21 protein-coding genes are annotated in these 24,600 nt (G+C 58.3%); 5 read left to right on the top strand and 16 right to left on the bottom strand.

The window, feature by feature from the left end; all coding sequences use genetic code 11:
- Window positions 1-111 precede the first annotated feature (111 nt).
- From NKF25_RS12320 to psmA, 4 genes are all read right to left on the bottom strand, one after another.
- The gene (locus tag NKF25_RS12320) at window positions 112-1,527 is read right to left on the bottom strand and encodes a glycosyltransferase family 39 protein (protein ID WP_253226965.1); all 1,416 of its coding nucleotides are present in this window, start codon (window positions 1,525-1,527) and stop codon (window positions 112-114) included.
- Window positions 1,528-2,307: 780 nt separating this feature from the next.
- Window positions 2,308-2,943, bottom strand: a complete 636-nt coding sequence (locus NKF25_RS12315; protein ID WP_253226964.1) for a hypothetical protein — start codon at window positions 2,941-2,943, stop codon at window positions 2,308-2,310.
- A 423-nt stretch (window positions 2,944-3,366) separates the two neighbouring features.
- Complete coding sequence (locus NKF25_RS12310; RefSeq protein WP_253226963.1) at window positions 3,367-3,864, bottom strand: flavin reductase family protein; 498 nt, start codon at window positions 3,862-3,864, stop codon at window positions 3,367-3,369.
- 211 nt (window positions 3,865-4,075) lie between these two features.
- Window positions 4,076-4,810 carry an archaeal proteasome endopeptidase complex subunit alpha gene (gene psmA / locus NKF25_RS12305; RefSeq protein ID WP_253226962.1) on the bottom strand — a complete coding sequence of 245 codons (735 nt, stop codon included), beginning with the start codon at window positions 4,808-4,810 and terminating at the stop codon, window positions 4,076-4,078.
- A 447-nt stretch (window positions 4,811-5,257) separates the two neighbouring features.
- Between psmA and NKF25_RS12300 the strand changes: the two genes are divergently transcribed.
- A complete protein-coding gene (locus NKF25_RS12300; RefSeq protein WP_253226961.1) occupies window positions 5,258-5,941 on the top strand; it encodes a methyltransferase domain-containing protein in 684 nt (227 codons plus the stop codon).
- A gap of 45 nt (window positions 5,942-5,986) precedes the next feature.
- Here NKF25_RS12300 and NKF25_RS12295 read toward each other — a convergent pair whose 3' ends face one another.
- On the bottom strand, window positions 5,987-6,640 hold the full coding sequence (locus NKF25_RS12295; RefSeq protein ID WP_253226960.1) for a reverse transcriptase-like protein: 654 nt from the start codon (window positions 6,638-6,640) through the stop codon (window positions 5,987-5,989).
- 424 nt (window positions 6,641-7,064) lie between these two features.
- Between NKF25_RS12295 and NKF25_RS12290 the strand changes: the two genes are divergently transcribed.
- Entirely contained in the window at window positions 7,065-7,487 is a 423-nt protein-coding gene (locus NKF25_RS12290) for a CopG family ribbon-helix-helix protein (protein WP_253226959.1), read from the top strand.
- A 401-nt stretch (window positions 7,488-7,888) separates the two neighbouring features.
- On the opposite strand, the gene NKF25_RS12285 is transcribed toward NKF25_RS12290, so the two are convergent.
- The 4 genes from NKF25_RS12285 to NKF25_RS12270 all read right to left on the bottom strand — a co-directional run bounded on the left by NKF25_RS12285 (window position 7,889) and on the right by NKF25_RS12270 (window position 10,944).
- Complete coding sequence (locus NKF25_RS12285) at window positions 7,889-8,077, bottom strand: hypothetical protein (RefSeq protein WP_253227079.1); 189 nt, start codon at window positions 8,075-8,077, stop codon at window positions 7,889-7,891.
- Window positions 8,078-8,195: 118 nt separating this feature from the next.
- Entirely contained in the window at window positions 8,196-8,954 is a 759-nt protein-coding gene (locus NKF25_RS12280) for an ABC transporter ATP-binding protein (RefSeq protein WP_253226958.1), read from the bottom strand.
- A gap of 26 nt (window positions 8,955-8,980) precedes the next feature.
- Entirely contained in the window at window positions 8,981-9,838 is an 858-nt protein-coding gene (locus NKF25_RS12275) for an ABC transporter permease (RefSeq protein ID WP_253226957.1), read from the bottom strand.
- The gene (locus NKF25_RS12270) at window positions 9,835-10,944 is read right to left on the bottom strand and encodes an ABC transporter substrate-binding protein (RefSeq protein WP_256490526.1); all 1,110 of its coding nucleotides are present in this window, start codon (window positions 10,942-10,944) and stop codon (window positions 9,835-9,837) included. Before NKF25_RS12270 ends, NKF25_RS12275 begins: the two co-directional genes overlap by 4 nt.
- 618 nt (window positions 10,945-11,562) lie before the next feature.
- On the opposite strand from NKF25_RS12270, the gene NKF25_RS12265 reads away from it, so the two are divergent.
- The gene (locus tag NKF25_RS12265) at window positions 11,563-11,691 is read left to right on the top strand and encodes an ABC transporter substrate-binding protein (RefSeq protein ID WP_253226955.1); all 129 of its coding nucleotides are present in this window, start codon (window positions 11,563-11,565) and stop codon (window positions 11,689-11,691) included.
- 989 nt (window positions 11,692-12,680) lie between these two features.
- On the opposite strand, the gene NKF25_RS12260 is transcribed toward NKF25_RS12265, so the two are convergent.
- Together NKF25_RS12260 and NKF25_RS12255 are read right to left on the bottom strand one after the other, a co-directional pair.
- Entirely contained in the window at window positions 12,681-14,024 is a 1,344-nt protein-coding gene (locus tag NKF25_RS12260) for a DUF4147 domain-containing protein (protein WP_253226954.1), read from the bottom strand.
- Window positions 14,025-14,076: 52 nt separating this feature from the next.
- Window positions 14,077-15,183 carry a Gfo/Idh/MocA family oxidoreductase gene (locus tag NKF25_RS12255; RefSeq protein WP_253226953.1) on the bottom strand — a complete coding sequence of 369 codons (1,107 nt, stop codon included), beginning with the start codon at window positions 15,181-15,183 and terminating at the stop codon, window positions 14,077-14,079.
- A gap of 189 nt (window positions 15,184-15,372) precedes the next feature.
- Between NKF25_RS12255 and NKF25_RS12250 the strand changes: the two genes are divergently transcribed.
- Window positions 15,373-16,521 (top strand): Gfo/Idh/MocA family oxidoreductase, encoded by a 1,149-nt coding sequence (locus NKF25_RS12250; protein ID WP_253226952.1) that lies wholly within the window; start codon window positions 15,373-15,375, stop codon window positions 16,519-16,521.
- A gap of 81 nt (window positions 16,522-16,602) precedes the next feature.
- Here the strand turns inward: NKF25_RS12250 and NKF25_RS12245 are convergent, their stop codons facing one another.
- Entirely contained in the window at window positions 16,603-17,979 is a 1,377-nt protein-coding gene (locus NKF25_RS12245) for a DUF362 domain-containing protein (protein ID WP_253226951.1), read from the bottom strand.
- A 129-nt stretch (window positions 17,980-18,108) separates the two neighbouring features.
- Here NKF25_RS12245 and NKF25_RS12240 point away from each other — a divergent pair, with 129 nt between their 5' ends.
- A complete protein-coding gene (locus NKF25_RS12240) occupies window positions 18,109-18,951 on the top strand; it encodes a fumarylacetoacetate hydrolase family protein (RefSeq protein WP_253226950.1) in 843 nt (280 codons plus the stop codon).
- A 141-nt stretch (window positions 18,952-19,092) separates the two neighbouring features.
- Here NKF25_RS12240 and NKF25_RS12235 read toward each other — a convergent pair whose 3' ends face one another.
- From NKF25_RS12235 to NKF25_RS12220, 4 genes are all read right to left on the bottom strand, one after another.
- Window positions 19,093-20,157, bottom strand: coding sequence for a mannonate dehydratase (locus NKF25_RS12235; protein WP_253226949.1), 1,065 nt, complete (start codon window positions 20,155-20,157; stop codon window positions 19,093-19,095).
- A gap of 194 nt (window positions 20,158-20,351) precedes the next feature.
- Window positions 20,352-21,380: an SGNH/GDSL hydrolase family protein gene (locus tag NKF25_RS12230; RefSeq protein ID WP_253226948.1), complete on the bottom strand. Its 1,029-nt coding sequence runs from the start codon at window positions 21,378-21,380 to the stop codon at window positions 20,352-20,354.
- A 152-nt stretch (window positions 21,381-21,532) separates the two neighbouring features.
- A complete protein-coding gene (locus NKF25_RS12225) occupies window positions 21,533-22,573 on the bottom strand; it encodes a Gfo/Idh/MocA family oxidoreductase (RefSeq protein WP_253226947.1) in 1,041 nt (346 codons plus the stop codon).
- Between the two features lie 64 nt (window positions 22,574-22,637).
- Complete coding sequence (locus tag NKF25_RS12220) at window positions 22,638-24,539, bottom strand: hypothetical protein (protein WP_253226946.1); 1,902 nt, start codon at window positions 24,537-24,539, stop codon at window positions 22,638-22,640.
- Window positions 24,540-24,600: the final 61 nt, after the last annotated feature.

Below are 24,600 nucleotides of genomic sequence, written 5' to 3'. Positions count from 1 at the left end.
GGCCGATGGTCGGATGGGAGTATCCGATTAAACCACGGGAAGCCTCGGGCTTGACCCCGAGGAATTCACGAAGAAAGGTAACACGTGAACGGTGGGGACAAGCAATGTGAGTCATCTCGCCTGGCGAACTCGAACGATCAGCACACCCGAATTTTCGTACTCGATTTCGTATTGATTACTTCGTACGAGTGAACCCCGCATACGATTCGATTGGACACTAGAGATACCCCGCACCGTATACTGCCCTTTTGGGATGTAGAGATACGTCGGATGATGCCGATTCGAGCGGAGAGTATTGGTCAAACAACGAGCAGTGTCGCAGTCTGAAATGCTTTTGAAGGCGCTTTTCTGTTGTTGATAGGCCTCCGGTGACTTCCATTCGACACCCCACAGACCGACCAGAATCGTTCGGTCGGTGAAATATGGGAACCACTCCGCACCGTCACCGATGACGACGAACTCCGCATCGGGTGATGTCTCCGATTGCACCCACGACATCGCGGTCATGTCCTCGTGATCGATAAAGGACGGCATCGAGTCTTGATTTGTGACCGGATGACCCGCAACGAACAGGCCACCAAGACCGACGAGTAAGCAAAGGACAAGAGTGGTAACCGCAATTTGTGATGAGGCGGTCCGATCCGACTGAAAGAGACGAGCACGAATGGCCGGCATCACGTCGGTAATTCCGATCGAGATAATCATGACACCCGGAATAAAGGCGAACCGTATCTCGTCCATCAAGAAAACTGAAACGACGAACCAGAGAGGAAGGAAGTACCGCCGCTCCTTGACGAAGTGATAGATACCAAAGACGAGGAGTACGTACCAAACGATGACAACGGGGGAGGCGACGAACGGATCACCGAGCCGATCGAAAAACCCCGTTATGCCCGCTCCAAGTCCACCGTGTGTTCCTGCTGCCGCTGTAAAAACATCAATACCGTACGTCGAGACGATGTGTACGATCCATGGGCTAGCGATCAGTAGTCCACCTGCGGCGACGACGAGTCCTCGTCCGAGACCTTCGAGTGACCGTTGCTCTTTGATAAAAAAGAGAACGTAACTGGCGGCGAAAAACATGGAATATGTCGGGTGTGTAAGCAACAGCAACCCGAAAAGGACTGTTCCAACGACGAGTGAAAGACGTGTTCGATATCGGAACAACCGGACACCGACATACAATCCGGACAGAAGGAGAAAAAACGCAGGTGCGCGAACGATACCTCCGGCCGAGAGATGCCACTGAAGAAGCATCGGGGTAACGGCAGCGATAATTGCTGCAATACCCGCCCTCCCCGACGACGGAAGGAATTCGCGCGCGAGATAGTAGTAAGGAACGAAGGCGGCGGAAGTCACTATGGCCGGAAGCACACGGGAGAGTCGGAGTGGACTCACTCCGAGATCGAGGAGGGCGGCGTTGACATAGAAGGCAAAGGGAGGATACGCAAACGGCACACCGTTACGTGTGTAGCCTATCACTCGATCGGGAGATGTGTAGTGCATTTTTATGATGGATTCTGACATCTTGAGAAAGAGTCCGGCACCGTATGCAGGGTATCTGTGTGTTAGTAGATAGGTGAGACTGGTGAAGACAGCAGTCATGAGGACGAGAACTACCTTCCGGTCGCCTCTGAAGAGAGTCGTAGCGAAGAGTTCGTACCCTTTTTCGAAGAGATATTCTATACTTCCCGTAGATTCGTCATCGTCGTTTCCGATATGGCTCATTGAACAGAAGGGTTAGTGTATCGGAAAGGAATAGTAGACAGTATAGGAATTATGGCCGCTGGACTACAGAACCGACCTTAAAACAGATCCATACTACGCATTAAAGCGAAATTATCACGATCGGACGACTTGAACAGTGCTTTGGAACCCCTTCCGTGCTATCGTCGACGGTTGCATACTGTTGATCGGCATCATTCTCTCCCTGGAGGACGAGGCCTTCGTCTCGAATTCGTCGTGATTAATAAAGACTTCAGCCAACGAAAGCATTCGATAGAGCGATTTCCGCCCGATGTCGCGACGCGTGATCAACCCATGTGCGGTAAGCAGTGTGAACGCCTTCGAGACGCTTGGTCCGCCGAATCCGGTTAGTGTTTGGAGATCACGATTTGGGAATTCTTGTATCGGATTTTGAGTTGTACTTCGAGGATACCGCCCATTGCATCATACCTGAGAATCTGCTCGTCTGGCGATGGGCGCGCAACTCTACACGCATGCTGTTACATGTGGCATAAACGTTTACGTCGCAAGTTGTGGCTTCGGTACCTAGTCGCTCCTGTGGACCGGTCAGAAAGCAACCAGTCAGCACGTACCGCCTGCTCCACCAATCGCTCCAGCGCCAGCACAGCTTGCTGCACTCGCGCTTGCACTCGCCGCTGCAGTTGTCCCGGCAACAATGATCGCTGCATTGTTCGTCTGGCTATAGTTTGTACACTTGCCCCATGCGACTGGTGCGATTTCGTCGTCAATATCGTCCGCAGCAAATACAGCGTCGCGCAGATCCGCGAGCGTAAAGCCAGCGTCAGTTGCATATCGGTCGACGAGTTCGTCTGTTAAGAGAACACGCCGACACTCCTCTGCCTCGAAGAGCTTGTCGCCATCAAACGTGAATTGAATATCATAGTGACGGACGAAGACGTCGTCAAAGGGGGCCTGCATTGCGAGTGCGGCTTCGCCGACGAGATCCCACACGAGATCTCGATCAGGATTTTCGACATCCTCTCCGAGGGAGAACCGAGCGATTGGCACGACGATTGGTTCTCCATCGGGTCCTTCGTTGACAACCGCAACGCCCGTTATACCGCAATCGTCAACGGCGTAGCCACCACGCTCAACGGCCTCGTGGAGCGCTTCATCCGCCTTGTTTTGTCGCGACTCCAGATCGACCTGTTCGTCTGGGGTATCACTGCCGAGGAGTCGCTCGAGTAATGAAGGCATTGTATCGGAATTATTCGCGTACAGCATCTTTGCTATTTGGGTGGTAGAACGGCTGTGGCGAACATGAGAATGTCTCTCGAATCCACCAGCTATTACAACGCTATAATCAGCGCCCTCCGTTCTCCGATCGAATCGTGGCTCACGACATTCCAGGCCTCCTCAAGTATGTGTTCGACACGCTGGCTCTGTTGAAATTCACAATTGGGGACAGATTGTCCAAGCCTCGCTGCAATACAGGGGGCGTGTTCAGCAAGCGTGTCTCGAAAATCGGTCCGAGACGTACTGGGTTCGCCCAGAGAGAAAGTCAGGAAACTTATTTTGCCCCTCGTGACGTACATCTGTCATCATGACTTCGATCCTCATCGCGTACGGAACCGGCGAGGGCCAGAAACAGGAATGTGAGGCCGTCAATGGGTCGCTCGGTCAGTCGTCGAACTTCTCAATGGTTCCCCAGTCGCCCTCGTAGAAGGTGAGGGGACCGGTGTCGGCGTCAAGCGAGTCCGTATGTTCGGCGTGGCCGGCGTAGATGGTGTGGTCGCCGATTTCGATGGCCTCATAGAGCGTACAGTCGACGTAGGCGAGCGAGTCAGAGAAGATGGGCGCGCCCGTCTCCGCAGTCTTGGTGGCCTCGGTCTCGAAGGGGTCGGTATCGCCGTCGGTCATGCCGGCAAAGTGCTCGGCGAGGTGTCGCTGCTCGTGCGTGAGGATGTTCACGGCGTAACTGTCGGCACCCTCCTCCGCGAAGAGGCGGTGGGCCTCCGTGCCGTGGTCGAGCGAGACGAGGACGAGCGGCGGAGCGAGCGAAAGGCTTGCGAACGCGTTCACGGTGATGCCATGCGGCGGGTCGCCGGGAAGCGTCACGACGGTCACGCCCGTTGCGAACTCGCCCATCACACGGCGGAAGGCGTCGGCGTCCACCATCTCAAGCACTCTCCACGTTGGTCGTCGGTCGGTCGGCGACGAATCGCGTACTGCTGTCCGATGTCATAGCATCAAGAGAGAGGAAGTCGAGCGATATGAGTGCTTGCTGAAATCTAATTCAGTAGAAACCCCGAGACACCGACGACCCTCGTAAACCCAGGGGAAAAGGCATGGGGGAAGTTGTTTTTCCAGATCGATCTACTACCGATGTTCACTCATCAGACGGTGAAAGGCCACGAAGGTGTTCTGCAACTGTTTCCTCATTCAGCATCGCGTACCGGTTTGAATCTGCGTCGATGGTTGCAACGCTAACGTCCTTTGCCGAGAACTCATCGTCTTTCACGCTTTCAAGCGCCCGAAGAACTGCCTGAATACCATCATCAAGCGATAGATCGGCCTTATACTCCTCTTCGAGGGTGCCTTGCAGGTCATTACTGTTTGCACCAATTGCAGTTGCCCTCCATTCGGACGCTGTTCCTGCCGGGGTTACTTCGAAGAGTTTCGGTTCTCCCTCGTCGATCCCACCGATGAGAAGTCCGACACCAAATGGCCGTGTGCCACCTTTCTGCGTATATTCTTGAATGTCATCACAGATTGCAGTGGTGAGTGTATCAGCGCTAATTGGTTGATCATACCGCATTTGCTCGACTTGTGCATGCTGACGTGCTTTGTCGACCAATTGGCGAGCGTCAGCAGCATGGCCCGCAGATGCAATCCCGATGTGCGTGTCGGCCTTATGGAGCTTTTCGACCGACGATGATTCCATCAGCGGTGATCGGGTGTTGATTTCGGCTGCGAGCACCACACCATCAGTCGTCCGAATTCCGACACAGGCACTGCCCCGTTTGACCGCTTCGCGAGCGTATTCAACCTGGTAGAGTCGGCCATCCGGGGAGAAAATTGACGTGCCTCGATCATACGCCTGCTGTTGATTTTGTCCTTGCATAGTGTTGGATAGAGCGTTCGGCTCTCGTTACTACCCATTGGAGCGGGCTTTGTAAAGGAGTTTTGTTGGCTGAAAGTGTGAGAAAAGTAACTCTGAACTTTGCATTCACAATTGCCTTTTCAGTGGTATATACTGCGATTTCACGGACACGATCGGGGATTTCAGCTGCAATAGTAGAGGATCTGCGTCACATCACTCAAGCGTCATCCTCATTCACTACCACAATAACGTGACGAAGAACCGATCGACGGTCTGGACATCCTCAGACATCTCTCCCGCATCACCGACACAAAGAATGAATTTCACTCTTTAATCGGAAAGCGTAGTGTAACGTCGGAAAACGACTCTGAATCGGTCGGCTCCGATCACTCCAACACACGCACGTCCCAAGGGGTACGACGAACTCACTCGCGCCGCTGACGAGGACCTCTCGGCGTCGGTGAGCCCGTGGGGAACAGTTACTTCCAGACGTACTACTCGTGGCCGGGACTGCGTGAGCACCTCCCTGACCTCGACGGCGCGGAGGTCCTCCTTGCGGGTTGTGGTCGCGGCGATCACGTCGAGTTCTACAGTGATCACGGCGCGACCGTGACCGGTGTAGACGTCAGCGAGGAGGCAATCGCGCAGGCCCGTGACCATCACCCGAACTATCAGTTCGAGGTCGCCGACGTCCCGGACGGGCTTCCATTCGATGATGAGGTGTTCGACGTCGCAGTCGTGAACCTTGTGCTAAGCCACATCGCCGAATGGCGACCGGTACTTGACTCGTTTCGGCGAGTACTCCACAGGGATGGCGCATTCGTCGTCGCTACTATCCACCCGGCGTACCAGCGGCAACACTGGGACCTCGATCAGTACGCCGAACGTGTCGAGGTGGTCGTCGATTGGGGAGCTACAGAACTCCCGTCGTATTACCGGCCGATGTCGGAGATCATCCGGTCATTCCTCGATACTGAATTCACGCTCGTCGAGATTGCGGAACCGATGCCCAAGGGATCGAAATGTGATCCTCTCTCACCCGAAAACATACCAAAGTCACATATCGGACTCGGGCCAACAATCTTCCCGTCGAGCAGATTTGTTGCTGAATGCAGAAAGGAGAGTCAGTACGTGGTTTCTATTCGCTTCTGAGGATTTCAACGGAGTCGGGACCGGATTTCAAGCGGGACTTCTCGATCATCCAGGTCCCAAGGCCGCGATATCGGCTCCCACTGTCGCCAGCGCGTCGGCGGGGTTCGGATCGCTGTCGGCCAGATGCGTATACTGGTGTTCCGAGATGCTCGCCAGCGACGTCGCGACGGCCTCGCTGTATGTCTTGACGCCCGGTTCCGTCGGGTCGTTGCCACCCCAGACGTCTCGGATGACCGTCATCGAATCGATGCGCACTTCCAGCTTGCGTGGCTCGTAGCGAACCAACAGTTCGGAGAGTCCGAGTTGGAGGGCGATGTACTCGGCAGTGTTGTTCCCCGTCCGGGAACCGACGGGTCGACCGAGACGGGCGAGTTGGTCCTCCGAAGCGTCCATAATGACAGCGCCTGCCCCTGCGGGGCCGGGGTTGCCGCGTGAGCTTCCGTCGACGTAGAGAACGAATGTGTCGCTCGTCGGTTCGGGGACGGGTGGCCGGGTGAGTCCCGACGCCAGCAGGCTTTCGAGCGCGCGACGCAACTCGGCCGGGGTGGTCGCGGGGTCGAATAAACCGCCATAGCCGGGGACAGCGTCGTTGATGGCGTCAGTGGCGGCCGCCACATCGTAGCCGACGCGGGCGAGTACTTCGTCGACGAGCGTGGCGAGCGACGAGAGGTGTTCGGCCGGGAGGCGGTCGTCTGTCACGTCACTTCCCCCTTCGAGATTCGGTCCCGTGCCCTCAGATTCTCACTCCCTGCTGGTCTCGTTGGCTGGTCGCACCACTGCATATACATCCTCTCGGAGGTCAAGGGAGATAATCCCTTCAGGTGACACTGGTGGCTCGTGAAAGTGGAGACGCTCATTGTGCGAGTTGAGGTGGCAATCCCACCGACAGTCCCAGTTTTTGCTGTCGTGTGTTTCGATGTAGTGGATCGAAAAATCACCTGTTGTGAACCACCGAATATCCGGCAGAGCAGCGTCGGCCGTCGATGGATAGCGACCTGTATCGAGTAGTGCACGAAGTAATCGCAATTCGTAGCTATCTGGCGCAAACTCCGTCGCTGCGACAGCAGGTTCGTCGTCGACCAAACAGCAGAATCTTTAACAAGATTATCCCCTTCGTTATTATATGACTGTTGCGAGTATCTCGATGCCGGAAGAACTCCTCAATCGAATCGATGAGTTTGCAGACGATCACGGATACACTGGCCGAAGTGAGGTACTTCGAGAGGCATCCCGTAATCTCCTTGGCGAATTCGAGGACAAGCGTCTCGAAGAACGAGAATTGATGGGGATTGTTACGGTGATGTTCGATTACGAAACGACGTCTGTGGAAGAGAAGATGATGCGTCTCCGGCACGAACACGAAGATCTCGTCGCATCGAACTTCCACAGCCACGTTGGATCACACTACTGCATGGAACTGTTTGTACTTGAGGGCTCACTCGAAAATATTTCAGCGTTTGTTGGAAAAATCCGTGCCACAAAGGACACGCTCAATGTAGATTACTCCGTCATGCCTGTTGACGGAGTTAGTCCCCTCACCACCTAATATTCTCTTATTATTTATTTTTATATATTATTATCATAATTGAAATTAATAAACAGAACAATTCCGCAGCATTAAGAAATATTAATAAAAAGAGAGTCAGTGTAGCAGAAGAACTATTATCCTATGGTCAGGTTTTAACATACACCGATCGTCAGCACTGCCACGTCGGACTCGCTCCGTGACGAATTGGATCAATTCGTTACAGACCACGGGTACGATGGACGGAGTGAACTCATTAGAGGGGCATGTCAATCACTTCTCGAAGAATCCCAGTCAATCGATTTTGAGGGACGCGATGTAATTGGAACAGTAACTGCAGTATTCGGATACGACGAACAGGAGATCGAGTGTCAAATGATGGCGATTAGGCATGCATTCGAAACGGGTATCCAGTCAAACTCTCATAATTGTCTGACCGACAATGCCGGTTGCGTTGAAACCTTCGTTCTCGAGCAAAATCCGAAACCGTCTCTAAGTTCGTAGAAACGGTTCGTGCAGTCAATGAGAGCATCTGTGTTCGTCTCGACGACGAACGGTACTACGTCGGCAGTCCGGACCTCTTCGAGGGTCTCGGCTTCGATCTCGGTCATTATCACGACACCGTCGCGACCGAGTGGGGTGACAACGAACGCACTGCGATTGTCGAAAATGAGGTCCGGCTGATCCCGCTACGCTCCCGCCTCGTTACGAGTGCTTGGACACCGCTCGCTATCCGATCAGCGTTCGGACGTGCTCTGCGTACTCCGCAAAAGAGTCATCCGTCCGGGACCGAGGCCGGTCGAGATCGATCTCGACGATTTCTTGCACCCGCCCCGGATTGGCGTCCATGACGAGCACTCGGTCGGCGAGATGCACCGCCTCATCGACTTCGTGGGTCGTGAACAGCACCGTCTTTTGGGTCGCCTGCCAGATGTCGATGAACCTCGTATGTAGCGTCTCGCGGGTCTGTGCATCGACGCTCCCGAACGGTTCGTCCATCATAAGTATCTCGGGGTCCACCGCGAGTGCGCGTGCGAGGCCGACCCGCTGTTTCATCCCACCCGAAAGTTCTTTGGGGTACGCATCGCCGGTGCCATCGAGACCCACGAGGTCGAGCATCTCGGTCACGCGGTTCTCGCGCGCGCTTCGATCGCCGTCGTCCTGCTGTTCGAGACCGAACTTCACGTTCTCGCTGACGGTCCGCCACGGGAACAGCCGGTAATCCTGAAACACGATGCCCCTGTCGGTGCCCGGACCCGTCACGCGCTCATCGTTGACGAACACCTCGCCCTCGGTCGGTGCTTCGAATCCCGCGATGAGCCGAAACAGCGTCGTCTTTCCACATCCCGACGGTCCCACGATACAGAGGAACTCTCCATCCGTCGCCTCGAAGTCCACGCCGTCGAGTGCAGTCACCGTCCCGCGTCCCGACTCGAAACGTTTGCTCACGCCTTGCACCGCGATCTTCGTGTCGGTAGTATCCGTCATGGAATCCGTTCGTGCTTCCGGAGCGCTTACTCTCTCCATGCAAGTACCCTCCGTTCGAACCGTCCGACTGCCCCGTCAATGACGAGGTAGACGAGGCTGATAGCCAGCATATACGCGACTGCGGTCGCCATTTCGAGGTTGTTCGAGGAGTTGATAATCTCGTAACCCGCGCCCGGCGCGCCGAACAGTTCCGCCGCGACGACGATCATCCAACATCGTCCAACGCTCGTCCGAAATCCCGTGATGATCTGTGGTGTGGCGCTCGGTAACACTACCTCCCGAATCATCCCGAGGTTCGTGGTCACGCCGAGGCTCGCAGCGACTTCCCGCAGCGCCGTCGGAGCACTTCCAACCCCGCCGTAGGCACCATAGAAATTGATCCAGAACGCTCCGATCGCTACGATGAACGCTGCCCCGGTGTGACCGATACCGAACCAGACGATCGCAAACGCGATCCATGCCAGCGGCGGGACCGGGCGGAGAAGTCTCACGACGGGTGCAAACACGTCGTCGAGCAGACTGCTCCACCCGAGTGCGAGGCCGACGGTGATCCCAAGCACCGTCCCGACGACGAGACCGGGAACGTAGTGCATGAGGCTCTGGAGCAGCTTGACGATCATTCGTGAAAACTGCACGTCGGTGCCGACGACCGGTATCGTGAACGTCGTCGTGGTGGTGAGCTGCTCGACGAAAGCGGCGAGAACCGCGGGTGGACTCGGGAGCAGATACGAAGCGCCGACGCTCAACGAACCGATCCACCAGACGATAACGAACCCGATGACACCGGCCACTCCGCGACCCACGCGGTGGAGGTCCCAACCGTTCGAGACCTGTTCGCATTCGGCGTTCGACTGCTCGGTCCTCGTGTCGACGCCGATGCTCATTGTGTGCTCGTCGTTTGGGTCGCCACCGAATCGTAGATGCTCGTGTCGAACACCTCGTCGGGTTCGATGACCGAACTCGTCTTTCCGACCGAGGCGACGTATTTCGCCATCGCGAGGGATTGGCTTTTCACGGCCCTGGGGTCGGAGACGAAGTTCATCGCGGGCGATTTCATCGCTTTGATGGCGAGCGATTTCTCGATGTCGGTGCCCATGTGTTCGACGGCGGCCATCGCGGCTTTCTTTGGGTTGTCTTGGATAAACTTCGTGGCCTCGACGTGTGATTTGACGAGGTTCGTAACGGCGGGCTTGTTCGAGAATACCTTGTCGTTGACGAAGACGACCTTGACCGGGTGACCGTCGAGGATGTTACCCGACAACTCCGCCTGCGTAAACCCGGAGGTGTTGTTCAAGACCGTTGCGAACGGCTCGTGGATCATGGTGGCGTCGACCTCGCCGGCCTCCATCGCTTGGGCGGTCTTTTCCGGCGGGACGCGTTTTTTCTGAATCACCGAGTCGGTGTCGCCGAGTCCGAGGTCCTTTTCGATCCAGTAGCGGAGGATCACGTCGGGAACGCTGCCCTCCGGAGCGCTCGCAACACGGAGCTTCCGACCGTGCTTTGTTTCGAATGCCGAAAACGCGTTCCCTTTCTTCTGTTTGTAGAGGTCGGCGAAGCTATCGATCGACATGACTCGCAAGCCGTTTCGCGTGCTCGCGACCGGAATGGTTCCCTTGTTCGCCTTGTCGTGGATGACGAACGTCGGACTGATTCCGAAGTAGGCGATGTCGACCGACCCGCTAACGAAGGCCTTGACGATCTTCGGACCGCTCGTGAAATTCTTGATCGTGAGATCGTTCGTGATGTCGTCGTATGCACCGTGTTCCTGCATCACGTAGTGTTGCATATTGCCGAAGTGTGTGGCGTTGGCAATCGTGAGGTGATCGAGTTTCTCGGAACCACTACTGGTGCCGGAACCGTTGTTGGAAGTTAAACTACCGTTCCCTGAGTTCCCCGATCGAGAATTACTGGTACATCCAGCAAGTCCTATCGCACCGATCGTTGCCGTTCCAGTAGCCGCGAGAACTTCACGACGAGTTCGATTGTCCATCATGTGTTAGCAAATATACGGCCCTAATTAATAAGAATTGTGTCTTCCAATTTCAAAATTGATAACAATAGAGATTCTTACATCATTCGTTGAAGGGTATGGGTTCGATCCCGTGCTAGAGGTTGTCGCACCCACGATGATTACGTGGAGTTGCGTCGTCTCGTTTCGTTCGTCGAGGCTATCGATGGCCGAATTACGTTCCTCACGCGATGTGTTCTTGTTCATGACCGTCTGGAATGGCGTACGAGACGACATGGTTAGTCCGCGAGGCCGATCTTCGAATGATTCCCAGTCTGCGGCCATCTCTTCGTCCGTCAAGGTTGCGTCGTCGAGCAGCACCGAGATTGCCGGACAGTACCGTGACCGGTGTCGTTTATTCTGATATTCGTTATTAAGACTAGACCGATGATTATTTATTTCTGATTATCTAGGAGGAGACGTTGTTAAGAATGGCTCACCATGGTTCACCTGGATCGACCGAGTTTGACATCCTGTTGTCGGAGGAGATGCCGCAGGAATCGGCGTCGCAGTCGTACGCTTCGACCTCGGAACCGATTCGTTCGCTGACTTGTACGAAAAGTACGATTCGGTCCACCGCCGGATGGGAGCGTTCCCGACGTGGTGCTCGGGTATTGGATCGAAGAAGGCCTCGGCGAGTTGGAGTCGGTAGCCTCGAAGTCGAAGATACCCCCGGCAAAAGCCCCACAAACGATGCAGGCAGGAGATATCGACGCGACGATGATTTAGGAACTGTTTGCCACCGTTATCAGCAACAACGATGGCTTCCGCGAAGTCGCGTGGTCGGGGGACATCCTCGATGGCCATCCTGTCACAGTGATGTTCGCCCAGAAACGAGTTCTCGACGCGACCGAAACCGCAGAGGCACCGTTTCCGCGCATATCGATGTGACGAACTTCATCGGCAATAGCCCGACCGCGGCGGCGAGAGACGCGAGTTCGGTCATCGGTTCCGGAGTGAGCGACGACCTTGCGATCAAAGCGATGAAATCGAAGGCGTCGAACTATCTTTCGAACCCACACGCGATCGCAAGCCAAGCCAAAGGATGGTGCAGTACGTCGCCGACGTCGGAAAGACGGACGGTGTCGTCTCGAACGAAGCACTGTTCCACTTCGATACCTACGACACTGTCTCAAAGTGAGCCTTGGAACGGATGAACACATACGAGGAGGCACCGACAAGGCGTCTTCCCGATGATCCCATTTGGAAGCTTTGACCCGGAAGGCGTGAACGCCTTGAGGAGCCAAATGAGTGTGGATTCCAGGATAAGCGGCAAACTTGAGAACGAGGTGTCTATTTTAGAGGATATCTACCCATTATCGAGAGTTGCTTCGTTTGAGTTACGAGTTACGAACAGATCGATTTGAGGGTCCAGTGCCTCTATTGCGCGAGAATGGCCGTTCAGACATCTATAAATCTCATGCCGATACATCAAGCATCCTCGTCCAGGAGATGAGATTACACCCGGAATAGAGGTCCAAAATGCACTTTGCTTTTGAGGGAAGGTGTATAGCCAGGTTCAGTTTCCTCGTCCACTTGGGCAACAATCGCGTCGTAATCATCAGGGTACGGTTCGCCCGGCTTAACCCCCATCATATCTCCACGCACTTCTTGGTGGATGACTTCTGCGACAGCCTCCGTCTCCAAATACGAGTGAACGGTGGCCCGACAATCGAACGTTTCGTATTACGGACCATGTGAGAAACTTCCCTCACGACTCACGTTTCGGGGATGACGAATATTCGGAGATCATTGACGTTCGTCCCCGTCGCTCCCGTGACGAGACGACCGTCGAAGCGGTCCAGATATCCGCCAGCGTCGTTCTCCCGGAGTGCCGCTCGTGCCTCGGCCGTCGATGTGATCGCTTCCGAAGTTGCGATACCACCCGCGGCAGTGGAGACACCATCGATACCGTCGGTATCGACGCTGGCGACGGTGATACTCGGTTCCGTGAGTTCGAGGGCTGCACCGAGTACGAACTCCTGATTCGGACCACCGGTGCCATCCCCACAGAGGGTGACCGTTGTCTCACCGCCGGAGAGCAACACCGCGGGAGGTTCCACTGGAATTCCCGTATCGGCGCACTCTTCCGCGATGCCGGTCAGTGTCTTGGCGACCTCCCGAGATTCTCCCCGAATCCGCGAGCTCAGTATCAGCGGTTCGTATCCACCTTCACGGGCCACTGTGGCGGCCGACCGAAGCGCAGTATTGCCGTCCGCGAGCACGTACTGGCTCACGGACTCGAAGGATGGATCGCCAGGTGACGGGGTCTCATCGTAACGTCCCTCGGTGCCTCGTCGGAGGCGGGTAGTGATAGAATCGGGAACGTCGATATCGTACCGGTCGATAACCTCGATCGCGTTCCGGAACGTCGATCCGTCGGCGGTCAATGGACCGCTGGCGATCACGTCGAGACGGTTCCCGACGACGTCACTGAACACGAGACCGACGACGGTCGCTGGCGATGCAACGTCGGCGAGTTGGCCACCCTTGACGTCCGAGCAATGCTTGCGCACGGCGTTGATCTCGCCGATATCCGCCCCACAGGTCAGCAACCGATCCGTCGTCGTTTGGAGATCCGAAAGGTCGATACCCGCTGCCGGTGCGGGCATGAGTGCACTGCCTCCGCCGGTGACGACGACGAGAACGAGGTCGTCCGCTCCGGCCGACTCGGTCATCTCAAGAAGCGTTCGCGTACTTTCTACACCCCGCTCGCTCGGGATGGGATGGTCGGAAGGGAGAACGTCGATTCGTTCGGTCTCCACCGGCGTATCGGTGACGACGACGCCGCGGTCGATCCGGTCGCCAAGTACCGTTTCGAGTTCCTTCGCCGCGGTAGCGGCCGCATTCCCACCACCGACGAGGAGTACGTCGCCGTACTCCGATAGATCGTATCGGTCGTCGCTGACGGTCATCACCGTTCCATCCAACGTGATACGTTCGTCGATGACGGCCGATGGTTCCGATGCGCGGATACCGGCGGCGATGCAATCGAGCGCCACCTTCCGGTCGGGATCGTCGACGAAATCGATATCGGAGAACATCGTCTCCGTTTTCTTCATTGTTGGATGGGTAGTGCTGGATTCGTTTTGCCTTCGGTCCGAACTGGCGACGTCATTCCGTCACCGAAACCCATTCGCCGGTCTCACCCGATTCGTAGGCCGCGTCGAGGACGCGGAGCAACTGTACTGCGTCGTCGATCGTCGCGGGGACGTCTCCGGTCTCGTAGCCCTCGAAGAAAGCCTCGAAGTAGTCCTGAACGTAGTCACCCCACGCTGGGAATCGGTCGTACGTAAACTCGTACTCGATGGTTCGCTTCGGGGCACCGGACCAACCGGGGTGTTCCGCGGTGAGTTCGAGCGGGACGGTCGGTTCGTGCTGGAGCGAATCGTGATGGACGGGCGTCCGAGCCTGCGCATCGGTTCCGTAAATGCCGAGGTGTGTGTCCTTCCCTCGGTCGCTCAGATAGTAGCCGGTGTGGTACGTCCCCAGCGTCCCGCTCTGCGTCTCGAACTGGAGGACGCTTCCCGCTTCCACATCGACCTCCGCAGCGTCGTGAAACCGCGCGTTCACCCTCGTTATCGGATCGTCGAGGACCCACGGCATCATGTCGACCCAGTGTGGACCGATCCACTGGAGCGCACCGCCTCGGCTCGTCGCTCGGTCGTAGATGTAGTGATCCGTGTTCCGGTACGAGAGTTGGCTCGCGTTGAATCGTCCCTCGACGGTCCACACGTCACCGAAAAAGCCGTCCTGAATCCGCTCACGGAGGTCCAACATGACGGGGTTTCTTCGATAGAACGTCGTCGGCGAGACGGTTACGCCCCTATCGTTCGCCTTCGAGACGATCGGCTCCAAATCCGCCGCCGTCCGACCGATCGGTTTCTCGCTGATCACGTGAACGCCGTGATCCACCGCAGTTTCGACGATCGACGGGACCCTGTCGTTTCGGTAGGTGATCCAGACGACGTCGATGTCGGCTTCGGCGATGAGCCGCTCGGGGTCGGCATAGACCGTCGCCCCTTCCACGAGGTCCGCGACTTCCTGTCCTTCAGTCGTGATTTCGTCGGGGCGTTCGTCCATCGCCGCGAGGTTGGCGAGATCGATCTCTCGGCCCGGTTCGCAGACGGCTGTGATGTCGAGGCCGAGCCCGCTCGCGATCGCGAAGTACGGGTCCCGATGATGATGATCCACTCCGACGTAGCCAATACGTTCGGTCATACGCTGAAATCAACTGAGGAATCGCTTATGAAAGTATCGGTCACGACGACCGTATTCCCGTCCGTCCAGGTCAGTTCAGGGCGGCAAACGTCGCATCCTACGACCGTAAGTGACAGATTAGTTATCAGATGTTCCAATCGATAAACTATTATAGTTCAACTGTCGAGATTTGGACGACGTGAGACAGCTATGGAAGAAATTGGTATCGTGATGAACGGCGTGACGGGTAGAATGGGAACCAATCAACACCTCATCAGGTCGATTCTGGCACTCCGCGATGAGGGCGGTGTCGAGTTGTCGAACGGGGAGCGAGTGGTTCCCGACCCCCTACTCGTCGGACGAAACGAACGCAAGTTACGGGAGTTGAGCGAGGAACACGACGTCGACCGATGGGTCGCCGATCCGGACCTGGAAACGTGTCTGGACGGGGACGATGCGATCTACTTCGATTCACAGGTCACGCCGCGGCGACCGGAATCCATCCTCAAGGCCATCGATGCCGGGAAGGACGTGTATTGTGAGAAACCGCTCGCGATGGACCTGGACACCGCACTCGAAGTCACTCGCGCCGCGGAGCAAAGCGACAGCAAACACGGGATCGTACAGGACAAACTCTGGCTCCCCGGGTTGATGAAACTGAAACGGCTGATCGATCAGGACTTTTTCGGCGAAATACTCTCCGTGCGCGTCGAATTCGGCTACTGGGTGTTTACCGGCCACATCCAGGAGGCACAGCGCCCATCCTGGAACTATCGTGCGGAAGACGGTGGCGGGATCATCGACGATATGTTCTCCCACTGGAGCTACGTACTCGAAAACCTCTTCGGCCGGGTCGAATCGGTCATGTGTCTCGGGAAGACTCACGTTCCTCGCCGTGTGGACGGTTCGGGCGAGGAGTACGAAGCGACGGCCGAGGACGCGGCATACGCCATCATGGAACTGGAGGACGACATCGTCGCACAACTCAACTCCTCGTGGACGGTGCGGGTCAATCGGGACGATTTACTCGAAATACAGGTCGACGGAACGGACGGAAGCGCAGTGGCGGGGTTGCGGGACTGTAAGACACAGGACCACGGCAACACGCCCAAACCGGAGTGGAATCCCGATACACCGACCGAACACGACTTCTACGACGACTGGACGTCCGTTCCCAACAACCAAACGTTCGAGAACGCATTCAAACGGCAGTGGGAGATGTACATTCGACACGTCGTCGAGGACGAACCGTTCCCGTGGGACTTCCGCGCGGGTGTCAAGGGCGTCCAACTGACCGAAGCGAGCCATCAGTCCTGGAAGGAAGGTCGTCGGGTTTCCGTGGATGAACTGACTATCTGACGAACGCAGCGCGGCCGGTCGGTCACCGAACGTCCGAACGACGTCGCGAACGTCACCCGCGATCGCCGATGCGGTCTCCCGCTATTTTTCGTCCCGATCCGACGTGCCGTGGGCAGATGTTTCGTGTGGCGACGGCTCGGTGAACTCTCCCGATTCGAAGCGGATGGGGGCGGGTTCTTCGACGACTCGGAGGTCGTCCCGATCCCTCGCTTCCTCGACCAACGCCGTCGAAGCGTAGAGCCGATGGAGACGCATCGTATCGGTTGCGCGGAGGACGCGGACGGTCGTCGGATCGACGACACCGATCGTCGAGAGTGCCGCGACGAGTCCGGCCCGATCGGTTTCGACGGCCGGCGGAAGGCGGACGCCGCGGGTGGTGCTCGCGGTCAACGCGTTGATGAGCGTCGTCGGCATGTCGATCTCCGTGAGGAGGTCCTCGTGTATGAAGTCGGCCGAACCGACACCCATGGCATTGCCGTGAGTCGTTTCCGTCGCCGATCGCGTGTATATCCGCTTGATATCGGGCGTCTCCGGTTCCGGTTCCTGGATCGCGAAGGGACGACGACCGATGACGTTCGTGTCCATCCCCTGTCCACTGATGTCCTTTCCCTGCTGATCCAGGATCAGAACGTCGAGCTCCGAAAACGGAACCGTTGGCATGATGTCGTACGCCGTTTCGAGGAGTTCGGCTTCGCGGTCGAGGAAACCTTCCGGTGGAATTCCCTCGATCATGGCCGTATCGTCGTGCTGGTCTTCCAGAATCGCGACGCCTCCGACGACGGGGAGTTTCGCGAGCAACTGGGAGGTGATTTCGGGAATCATGTCCCGCAACGACCAGTTGACGGCCCAGTCGTGAGCGATCTTCGCACCGCGTTGTTTCCCCATTCCGATGACGAGCATCTTCGACAGGCCGCTTTCGACGTCCCCGCTGAAGTCCGTGTGCGGTTTGATCCGATTGATCGGGACGATAGCATCGGCGTTCGCCGCGTTGGCGTCGGCGACGACCGAGACGTCCCGCTCGTCGGTGCGACCGACCTCGATGACCTCCATGCTCGATCGGATCTCACAGCCGATTACGGACTCGGTCACGCCGAGTTCGGCCAACATCTCGCGTTGACCCGCCCCGGTCGCGCCACCGTGGCTCCCCATTGCCGGGAAAACGAACGGTTCGTATCCGCGATCCTTCGCTTCGGCGACGACGCCGGTGACGATGTCGGAAAGGTTCGCGATACCGCGACTCCCGACGCCGAGTGCGATCTCACTTCCGTCCGGCAGATCACCGATCGGAAGCGAGGCGAAGGAGCGTGCGGCGCGTGCGGCGATGTCTTCCTCCGGAATGGGGCTCGTCTCCCATACCTGCTCTATGATTCCCATCTCCGGGAGCGGTGTCTCGCCGCACGCTTCGAGGATCGACTGTTCCGGGACGGCGAGTGAACCGCGTGTTCGATTCGAATCCATACTGTAACGCTAGGCCGGTCTTTTGATAAGTATAACCCACGTCACCGAACGACTCGAATCGGGGGGAATCGCACCGAACGGTCGTATTCAGCTCAACATTTAAGTAGGAGAAAGGAAGATAGCCGATCGATGCAATTCGTTCGCTACAACGACGGTTCAGGTCCCACCATGGGTATCAAGGAAGGGTCGAAGATTTACTCCGTCGCCGATCTTCCGGCGGGAGAGCCATCGTTCGAAGACCTCACCAATCGACGGTATCTCGATCGAGTACGGGACGGGGTTCGGAACGGGGCGCTCTCCCACAGGGACGAGGGTGACGTGAATCTGCTCGCACCGGTCCCGCGTCCCGGAAAGATCGTCTGTGCCGGACTCAACTACCGAGATCACGCCGAGGAACAGAACGAAGAGATTCCAGAACGTCCGATCCTCTTCTCGAAAGCCCCGACGACCGTGACGAACCCGAACAGTCCGATCGTCCATCCCGACGGAGAGGAAGTCGATTACGAGGTCGAACTCGCCGCCGTCATCGGTCGCTTCGCCAAGGATATCGACGAGGACGAGGTGATCGACTACATCGCGGGATACACGGTGCTCAACGACGTGAGCGGACGCGACGCGCAGTTCTCGGACGGACAGTTCTTCCGCGGGAAGAGCTACGATACGTTTTCGCCGATGGGGCCGACGCTCGTCGCCGGAAGCGACTACGACCCGAACACCGTCGACGTCGAATTACGGGTCGACGGGGAAACGAAGCAGTCGTCGAACACGCGCCAGTTCATCTTCGACGTCCCGGAACTGATGTCGTTCATCAGCGAGAACATGACACTGCGGCCCGGCGACGTGATCTCGACCGGGACGCCCGGCGGCGTCGGTATCTTCCGCGACCCCGTCGATCTGCTCGAACCGGGGCAGGTCTGCGAGGCCGAAATCGAGGGGATCGGTACGCTCACGAACCCCGTCGTAGAACCGTGACGCCGTAGAATCCGATCACGGATACCCACGACAGCGTCTTTTTTTCGAATTCTACGGACGAAGGGGAAAAAACGCGGTCATATTCGAAGTTCCGGCATGTCGTTCGTCCGACCGTGATCCGTCACGATTCCACCGTCGAAGCTACTCCGACCGCACGACGTCGATGACGCCGCGAAGGTAGCCGACGGTGAACCCGCGGGATCGATGACGCCAATCGTCGTCCCCGGCCATCTTCGGAACGTGATCGGGGATGACGACCCCGTCGTACCCGATATCGTGGAGGGTTCGAACGACGTCGACCGTATCGAAATTTCCCGCGTCCACGAACGTTTCGTGGAACCGCGGAACGGTCCCGACCACGTCCCGAAAGTGGATGAAAACGATCTGGTCGCGTTCGCCGAACCGTCGGATGACGTCGAGAACGTCCTCGCCCATCTGCGAAAAACAGCCGAGACAGAGCTTTAGGCCGTGATTATCGCTCGGGACTTCCGACATCGCCCGCTCGAAGTTCTCGACGTTTCTGAACAGTCGGGGGATTCCGCCGAGCGACTCCAACACAGGGGGATCGACCGGATGCAGCGCGAGCGTGACCCCTGCTTCCTCCGCGACGGGGAGGACCGTCCGCAGAAACTCGTTGTAGTGGTCCCAGAACTCCGATTCTGTGTACGGTCGGTCGAGTTCGGGTGCGAGTGCGTCCGGATCGTCGAGTTCGGAGAGGTCGAACGCAGTGGTGCTGGCCTGACCGCGCGTTCTCACCGGCGACGTTCGCATCGGCACGACGCCGCGGGGGTTCCACTGGTATCCAAGGATGGGGATGTCGGCTTTGCCGAGGTTACGGACGAGCGTCGTGATCTGTTCGAGCGCTGCGTCGCTCCCGTCCCGGCCGAACATGATGTCCCCGTACAACGAGTACGGAAGCGATTGGATCCCCGCGAGCGATAGTCCCGCGGATTCCACCCGTTCGCGGGCCGCTTCGAGTTCCGCGACCGACGGGATCGAATCGCGGCCGACGGCGACGGTTTCCGACCCGTCGCGGTCGTTGAAATCGTCGGGTTCCTCCTCCGTATCCGCGTGATCGAGGAACACGTCGGTCGCGCCTAACTGGCGAACGTATCGAAGACGCTCTTCCGAGAGGGTACGCGTTCGAACGCCGACTCGAACGTCGGCGGCCCGGTCCACTCCGGCGTTCGTTCGAGTATCATCCATACCGATTCACCGTATCGCACCGTAAAAAATCAACCGACGTTCGAACGGTTACGGTTCGGTTCGTACACATCGTTCTTCCGTTCGGCGGCCATTCACGCCGGTTTCCGATCCACCAGTACGGATCGACAACGTGGATCGATGCGATTTCGCCGCCACCTGCACCGAGTCCGTTTCACTACGCCGAGTCCGTCTCACTACGCCGAGTCCGACCCGGCAAGAACGGTTTCGAGCCTCGCCGCCAAGTTTTCACCCATGCGGATCATGGCATCGTCCCCCGGATGGACGAGGTCGGTCGTGAGGCCGCCGAGGGAGTCGAGAACGTCGGGACCCTCCACGAGGAAGACGTTATCGCGTTCCGTCTCCCGGACGACGTCGCGAAGCGCCTCGCGGAATCGCTCACACCGTCCCTCCGTGTCCGTTCCCACACAAACGTCGCGGGCGTTTGGATAGATGGTGATGGGAACGACCGGTTTCTCCGGATGGGCGTCGGCGACGGTTTCCACGAGATTCCGTGCGCGTTCGTGGAACTCCGAAACCGAAAAGCGATCGACCATGTTGACCGAGACGGCGAGCGTCACGACGTCCCAGTCGTCCCGGTCGGCGATGTAGTCGGCGATGGCCTCGTCGCAGAACGCCGTACCGCAGGAACCGAGGTTGATCAAGTCCGCGCCCAATCCGGTGGCCGTCTGTGACGCGTAGGTCAGGTGCTCCCCGAGTGGTGCCTCACCTTCCGTGATGGACGTTCCGTAGGCGAGATAGCGCAGGGAGGGCAGTTCGTCCGCCCGTGGCGGTCGAACGTTCCCCTCGACGCCGTGGTAGAAGACGTGGCCGCCACGGTGTTCGCCCGGGAGGCGTAAGCGACACACTCGGGGGTGAAAATCGAGTTCATCGACCCGGTCGGATTCGATTCGACCCAGTTTCTCGGGGAACGTCACCTCGATGGTCCGTGGTTCGGCCCCGACGACGAACTCCTCGGTTCCTTGGAACGGTCCCCAGAACGGCCGAACGACGCTTTCACGCACGCGCGTCGAAAGGGTCACGCTCACCGGTCCGTCGGGAACGAACCGTATCTCCGCCCCTGCCGGATGACACATCCGGTTTTGCGCCCCCTCGTTCAAACCGAGGCGGACGTCTTCGGGGACGCGTTGAAGGAGTACCCCGTCGTGGCCGTCGATCGATCGGGTCGCTGCGACGTTGTGGAATTGAAGCGAGTCGCGTTTCACGACAACTCCTTCGCAAGCACCCATCAAATACGTTCCTCACGTTTTCACCATACGGACCGGAAAAAACGTCGCTTGTGGGTGGGATACGATGAAGAGCCGTTCCCTACGACCGAACGATTTCGGATACGGACACTGGCGGGAAGACCGACTCGCTAGTTCGGCACGATGGGGCGTCCGACTTCGGCGGACTCGTACGCCGCCCGAACGATGGCAACCGCCTTGCGTGCCTCGTAGCCGTCGAGTTCGTACGGTTCGTCTGACTCCACTGCGTCGAGGAACGCCTCGACGTTCCGACCGTACTCCGAACGGTCGTCGGCGGGCGGAGAGGAGGCCAGCGTCTCGGTTGCGTTCCCTCGCTCGTGGCGGAACTGCCACTCGCCGTGTTCTTCGGCGACGATTTCCGCCGACCCGTCTCGCCCACCGATCTGAATTCGTTTTTCGAGGCCGGGATACATCGACGTCGTAGCGAGGACCTGTCCGAGCGTGCCATCCCGGTATCGCAGCGAGAGAACGGCGGTGTCCTCGACCTCGATTTCTGGACCGTCGTGGCCCAGCGTATCGGTGTACGCGAACACTTCGGCGACCGGGTTCTCCTCGTGATCGACATCGAGCGCCGCTCCGGCGAGCCACTGTGCCATATCGACGCCGTGGATGGACTGGTTGATCAGCGCACCGCCGCCGTCGAGGGCTTGCGTTCCCTGCCAGGCGTCCTCGTAATACTCGTCCGGTCGCCACCAGGGTACCGACACGCTTACCGCGGCGAGGTCGCCGAAACGACCCGAGACGGCGGCCTCGTGAACCGTCCGGGCCGCCGGGTGGTACCGATTCTGGAAGATACCGCCGAGACGAGCATCGGCGTGCTCGCAGGCCGTAATCATCTCGTCTATCCGTTCGGTCGTTATTTCGAGCGGTTTCTCACAGAGGACGTGCACGCCCCACTCCGCTGCGGCCGTCGCCGGTTGGAGGTGGTTCCCGCTCGGGGTGCAAACGAGAGCGATGTCGAGGTCCGCCTCCGCGAACATCGCTTCGTAGTCCTCGTACCACGCACACCCGTACTTCGTGGCGAACGCCTCCCCTTTGCTGCGGGTACGACACGACCCAGCGACCAGTTCGGCGGTAGCTATCTCCTCGATTCCCCGCGCATGCGTGTCGGCGACGGAGCCGATGCCGACGATTCCAATACGAAACGTCACGGTTCTACCGCCGTGTACCCATCGCAAAAACCTTTCGTCGGTCCGTCTCCCGTTCCGAGCGACCTTACCGGCCCAGTTCCGCCGGAAGGTCGTACGTCGGGTCGTTGACGAACCGGTTCATCCCTGCTTCGAGGGAGAGGGACGTGCCGCCGGGGAGCGCCACCCGAATGCGGTTCGATTCCGCGGTCCGCTCCCGTCCGTCGGCGCTGACAGTCGTGAACTCGTGTTCGCCGTACGCACCGGCCTGGACGAGCATCTCACGGTCCTGACCGCCCACGTTGGCGAGCGTCAAGCCGATGCCGTCCGTGGTGATTTCGTCGACGAGGGCCGCGACGCCGTCGGGGAGTCCCGGTCTTCCCCGTCCGAGGTCGAAGTGACGCACCTGGGCCATGACGAGGCCGCCGTAGTAGATGGGTTGTGGCGCACCCATCGTGAGCTGAAGCAACCCCTTCTCCGAAACGGGGTTTCGATTTCGGAGGTAATCCTCGTCGATATCGTCGGGACTGTACCCCTCCTCTCGCATGAGTTTCGTGCGATCCAGAACGTTTGCGTGGTTGGCCTCCATGATGCGTTTCGGGTAGTCGGGAAATTCGCCGTCGAGGTAGGAGAGCCACGCGTATTCGTGACCGTCGGCGTGTTTCGTCTTGGCGCGCGGATCGACGCGTCGCCAGTCCTGTTTGTGGTGGTTGCGCAGATCACGGACGCGCTGTCGGTCGTCGTCCCGCATCGACATGTACCAGAGGTGGACGGCGTACGGGTCGTCCTTGTGCGGTCTGAACTCGAACCAACCGTCCTCGTAGCGAATTTCGCCGTCGTTCTCCTTGAGGACGCCCGAGGCGTTGTAGTGATAGTTCCCCGGTTCACCGAACTTGTGGGGGATGTAGAGGGTATCGTTGACGGCGTCGGCGCTCACCTCGATGCCGCGGTCCATCAGGTGATCGAGTTGCGACCGAGGGAAGTCCAGATGTTCGCGGGTACCGTCGAGGAGGACGGCGTTCTCGGCGGCGACGGTCGGGCCGATACCGACGTAGTGCCACCCGCCCCACGACCATCCGTAGTAGCCGCCGTACCACTTTCCGTTCGTGTACTCGCCGATCTCGCCCGATCGTCCCACGTTGTCGGGGATGATGCCGCCGTTCTCCGCCGTCCGTTCGCGCCAGGCATCGAGATAGTCGAACACCCATTCGCGGTATCGGTCGTCGCCCGTGTGGAGGTACGCGTTCGTCATCAGACTCGTGACGTTGAGATTCAGCGGGATGTCGCCCTTCGTACATCGTTCGTTGAGCACTTCGAACAGTCGCTCCTCGTTTTCGGGGTCGTGAAGGTCGGCGGCCTCGTCGAATTCGCGGACGTCGCGCCACGGGAGTCCGTGACGCCACCAACGATAGTCTGCTCCGTAGCCGTGGGAAACGTACTCCGAAAAGTCCGCGTGATCGGGACCCATACTACCGGTCTGGGGGCTTCGGACGAGTCGCTTTTCGGCGTCGTAGTTCCCGGTCTCCGAGTCGCCGAGATACAACCCGGCGAACCGTTCCGCGCGGTCGACGACAGCGTCGTCGGTCGGGTCCGCGAGGCCCATATTGTAGGTGTACAGGTTCCCCTCGCCGAGGTGGAACCAGTCGCGGCCCTGGTCGAACTCGTCCACGTACATCGGGTGACCGTAGGGCGTTTCCACCTCGGAGAGGCGGTCGATGACGGCCCGATACGTCTCCGTCGCCGCATCGAGGAACAAACGGTCGCCGCCCATCGCGTACACGAGCGGCCAGTTGTAGAATCCCTCGACGAGGTCGTCGGAGCCATCGATGCCGACGTGGCCGTCCGGTGGCCACAGCGGACGGCCCTCGTCATCGAGATATCGATCGATGAACGAATCGACCGCATCGCGGGTTACGTCGAACAGTCGTCGTTGATTCGTCGCCCAAGCGGGCGGCTTCGTATACGATTTCGTCGCTTCGAACGAGGCCATAGCTTCTACGGGAAGCGCCCACGTAATCAATATTTGGGTCCGGGAAATCGAGTATATAAAG

The organism is Haladaptatus sp. AB643, assembly GCF_024136975.1.
Taxonomy (GTDB): Archaea; Halobacteriota; Halobacteria; order Halobacteriales; family Haladaptataceae; genus Haladaptatus.
Note: the sequence above shows the minus strand (reverse complement) of the source record. Positions and strands in the feature narration are given on the sequence as shown.

Coding starts and splice junctions, on each gene's coding strand:
- NKF25_RS12320 (WP_253226965.1), bottom strand. CDS start 1,527: ATGTCAGAATCCATCATAAAAATGCACTACACATCTCCCGATCGAGTG.
- NKF25_RS12315 (WP_253226964.1), bottom strand. CDS start 2,943: ATGCCTTCATTACTCGAGCGACTCCTCGGCAGTGATACCCCAGACGAA.
- NKF25_RS12310 (WP_253226963.1), bottom strand. CDS start 3,864: ATGGTGGACGCCGACGCCTTCCGCCGTGTGATGGGCGAGTTCGCAACG.
- psmA (WP_253226962.1), bottom strand. CDS start 4,810: ATGCAAGGACAAAATCAACAGCAGGCGTATGATCGAGGCACGTCAATT.
- NKF25_RS12290 (WP_253226959.1), top strand. CDS start 7,065: ATGACTGTTGCGAGTATCTCGATGCCGGAAGAACTCCTCAATCGAATC.
- NKF25_RS12285 (WP_253227079.1), bottom strand. CDS start 8,077: ATGACCGAGATCGAAGCCGAGACCCTCGAAGAGGTCCGGACTGCCGAC.
- NKF25_RS12280 (WP_253226958.1), bottom strand. CDS start 8,954: ATGACGGATACTACCGACACGAAGATCGCGGTGCAAGGCGTGAGCAAA.
- NKF25_RS12275 (WP_253226957.1), bottom strand. CDS start 9,838: ATGAGCATCGGCGTCGACACGAGGACCGAGCAGTCGAACGCCGAATGC.
- NKF25_RS12270 (WP_256490526.1), bottom strand. CDS start 10,944: ATGGACAATCGAACTCGTCGTGAAGTTCTCGCGGCTACTGGAACGGCA.
- NKF25_RS12260 (WP_253226954.1), bottom strand. CDS start 14,024: ATGAAGAAAACGGAGACGATGTTCTCCGATATCGATTTCGTCGACGAT.
- NKF25_RS12255 (WP_253226953.1), bottom strand. CDS start 15,183: ATGACCGAACGTATTGGCTACGTCGGAGTGGATCATCATCATCGGGAC.
- NKF25_RS12250 (WP_253226952.1), top strand. CDS start 15,373: ATGGAAGAAATTGGTATCGTGATGAACGGCGTGACGGGTAGAATGGGA.
- NKF25_RS12245 (WP_253226951.1), bottom strand. CDS start 17,979: ATGGATTCGAATCGAACACGCGGTTCACTCGCCGTCCCGGAACAGTCG.
- NKF25_RS12240 (WP_253226950.1), top strand. CDS start 18,109: ATGCAATTCGTTCGCTACAACGACGGTTCAGGTCCCACCATGGGTATC.
- NKF25_RS12235 (WP_253226949.1), bottom strand. CDS start 20,157: ATGGATGATACTCGAACGAACGCCGGAGTGGACCGGGCCGCCGACGTT.
- NKF25_RS12220 (WP_253226946.1), bottom strand. CDS start 24,539: ATGGCCTCGTTCGAAGCGACGAAATCGTATACGAAGCCGCCCGCTTGG.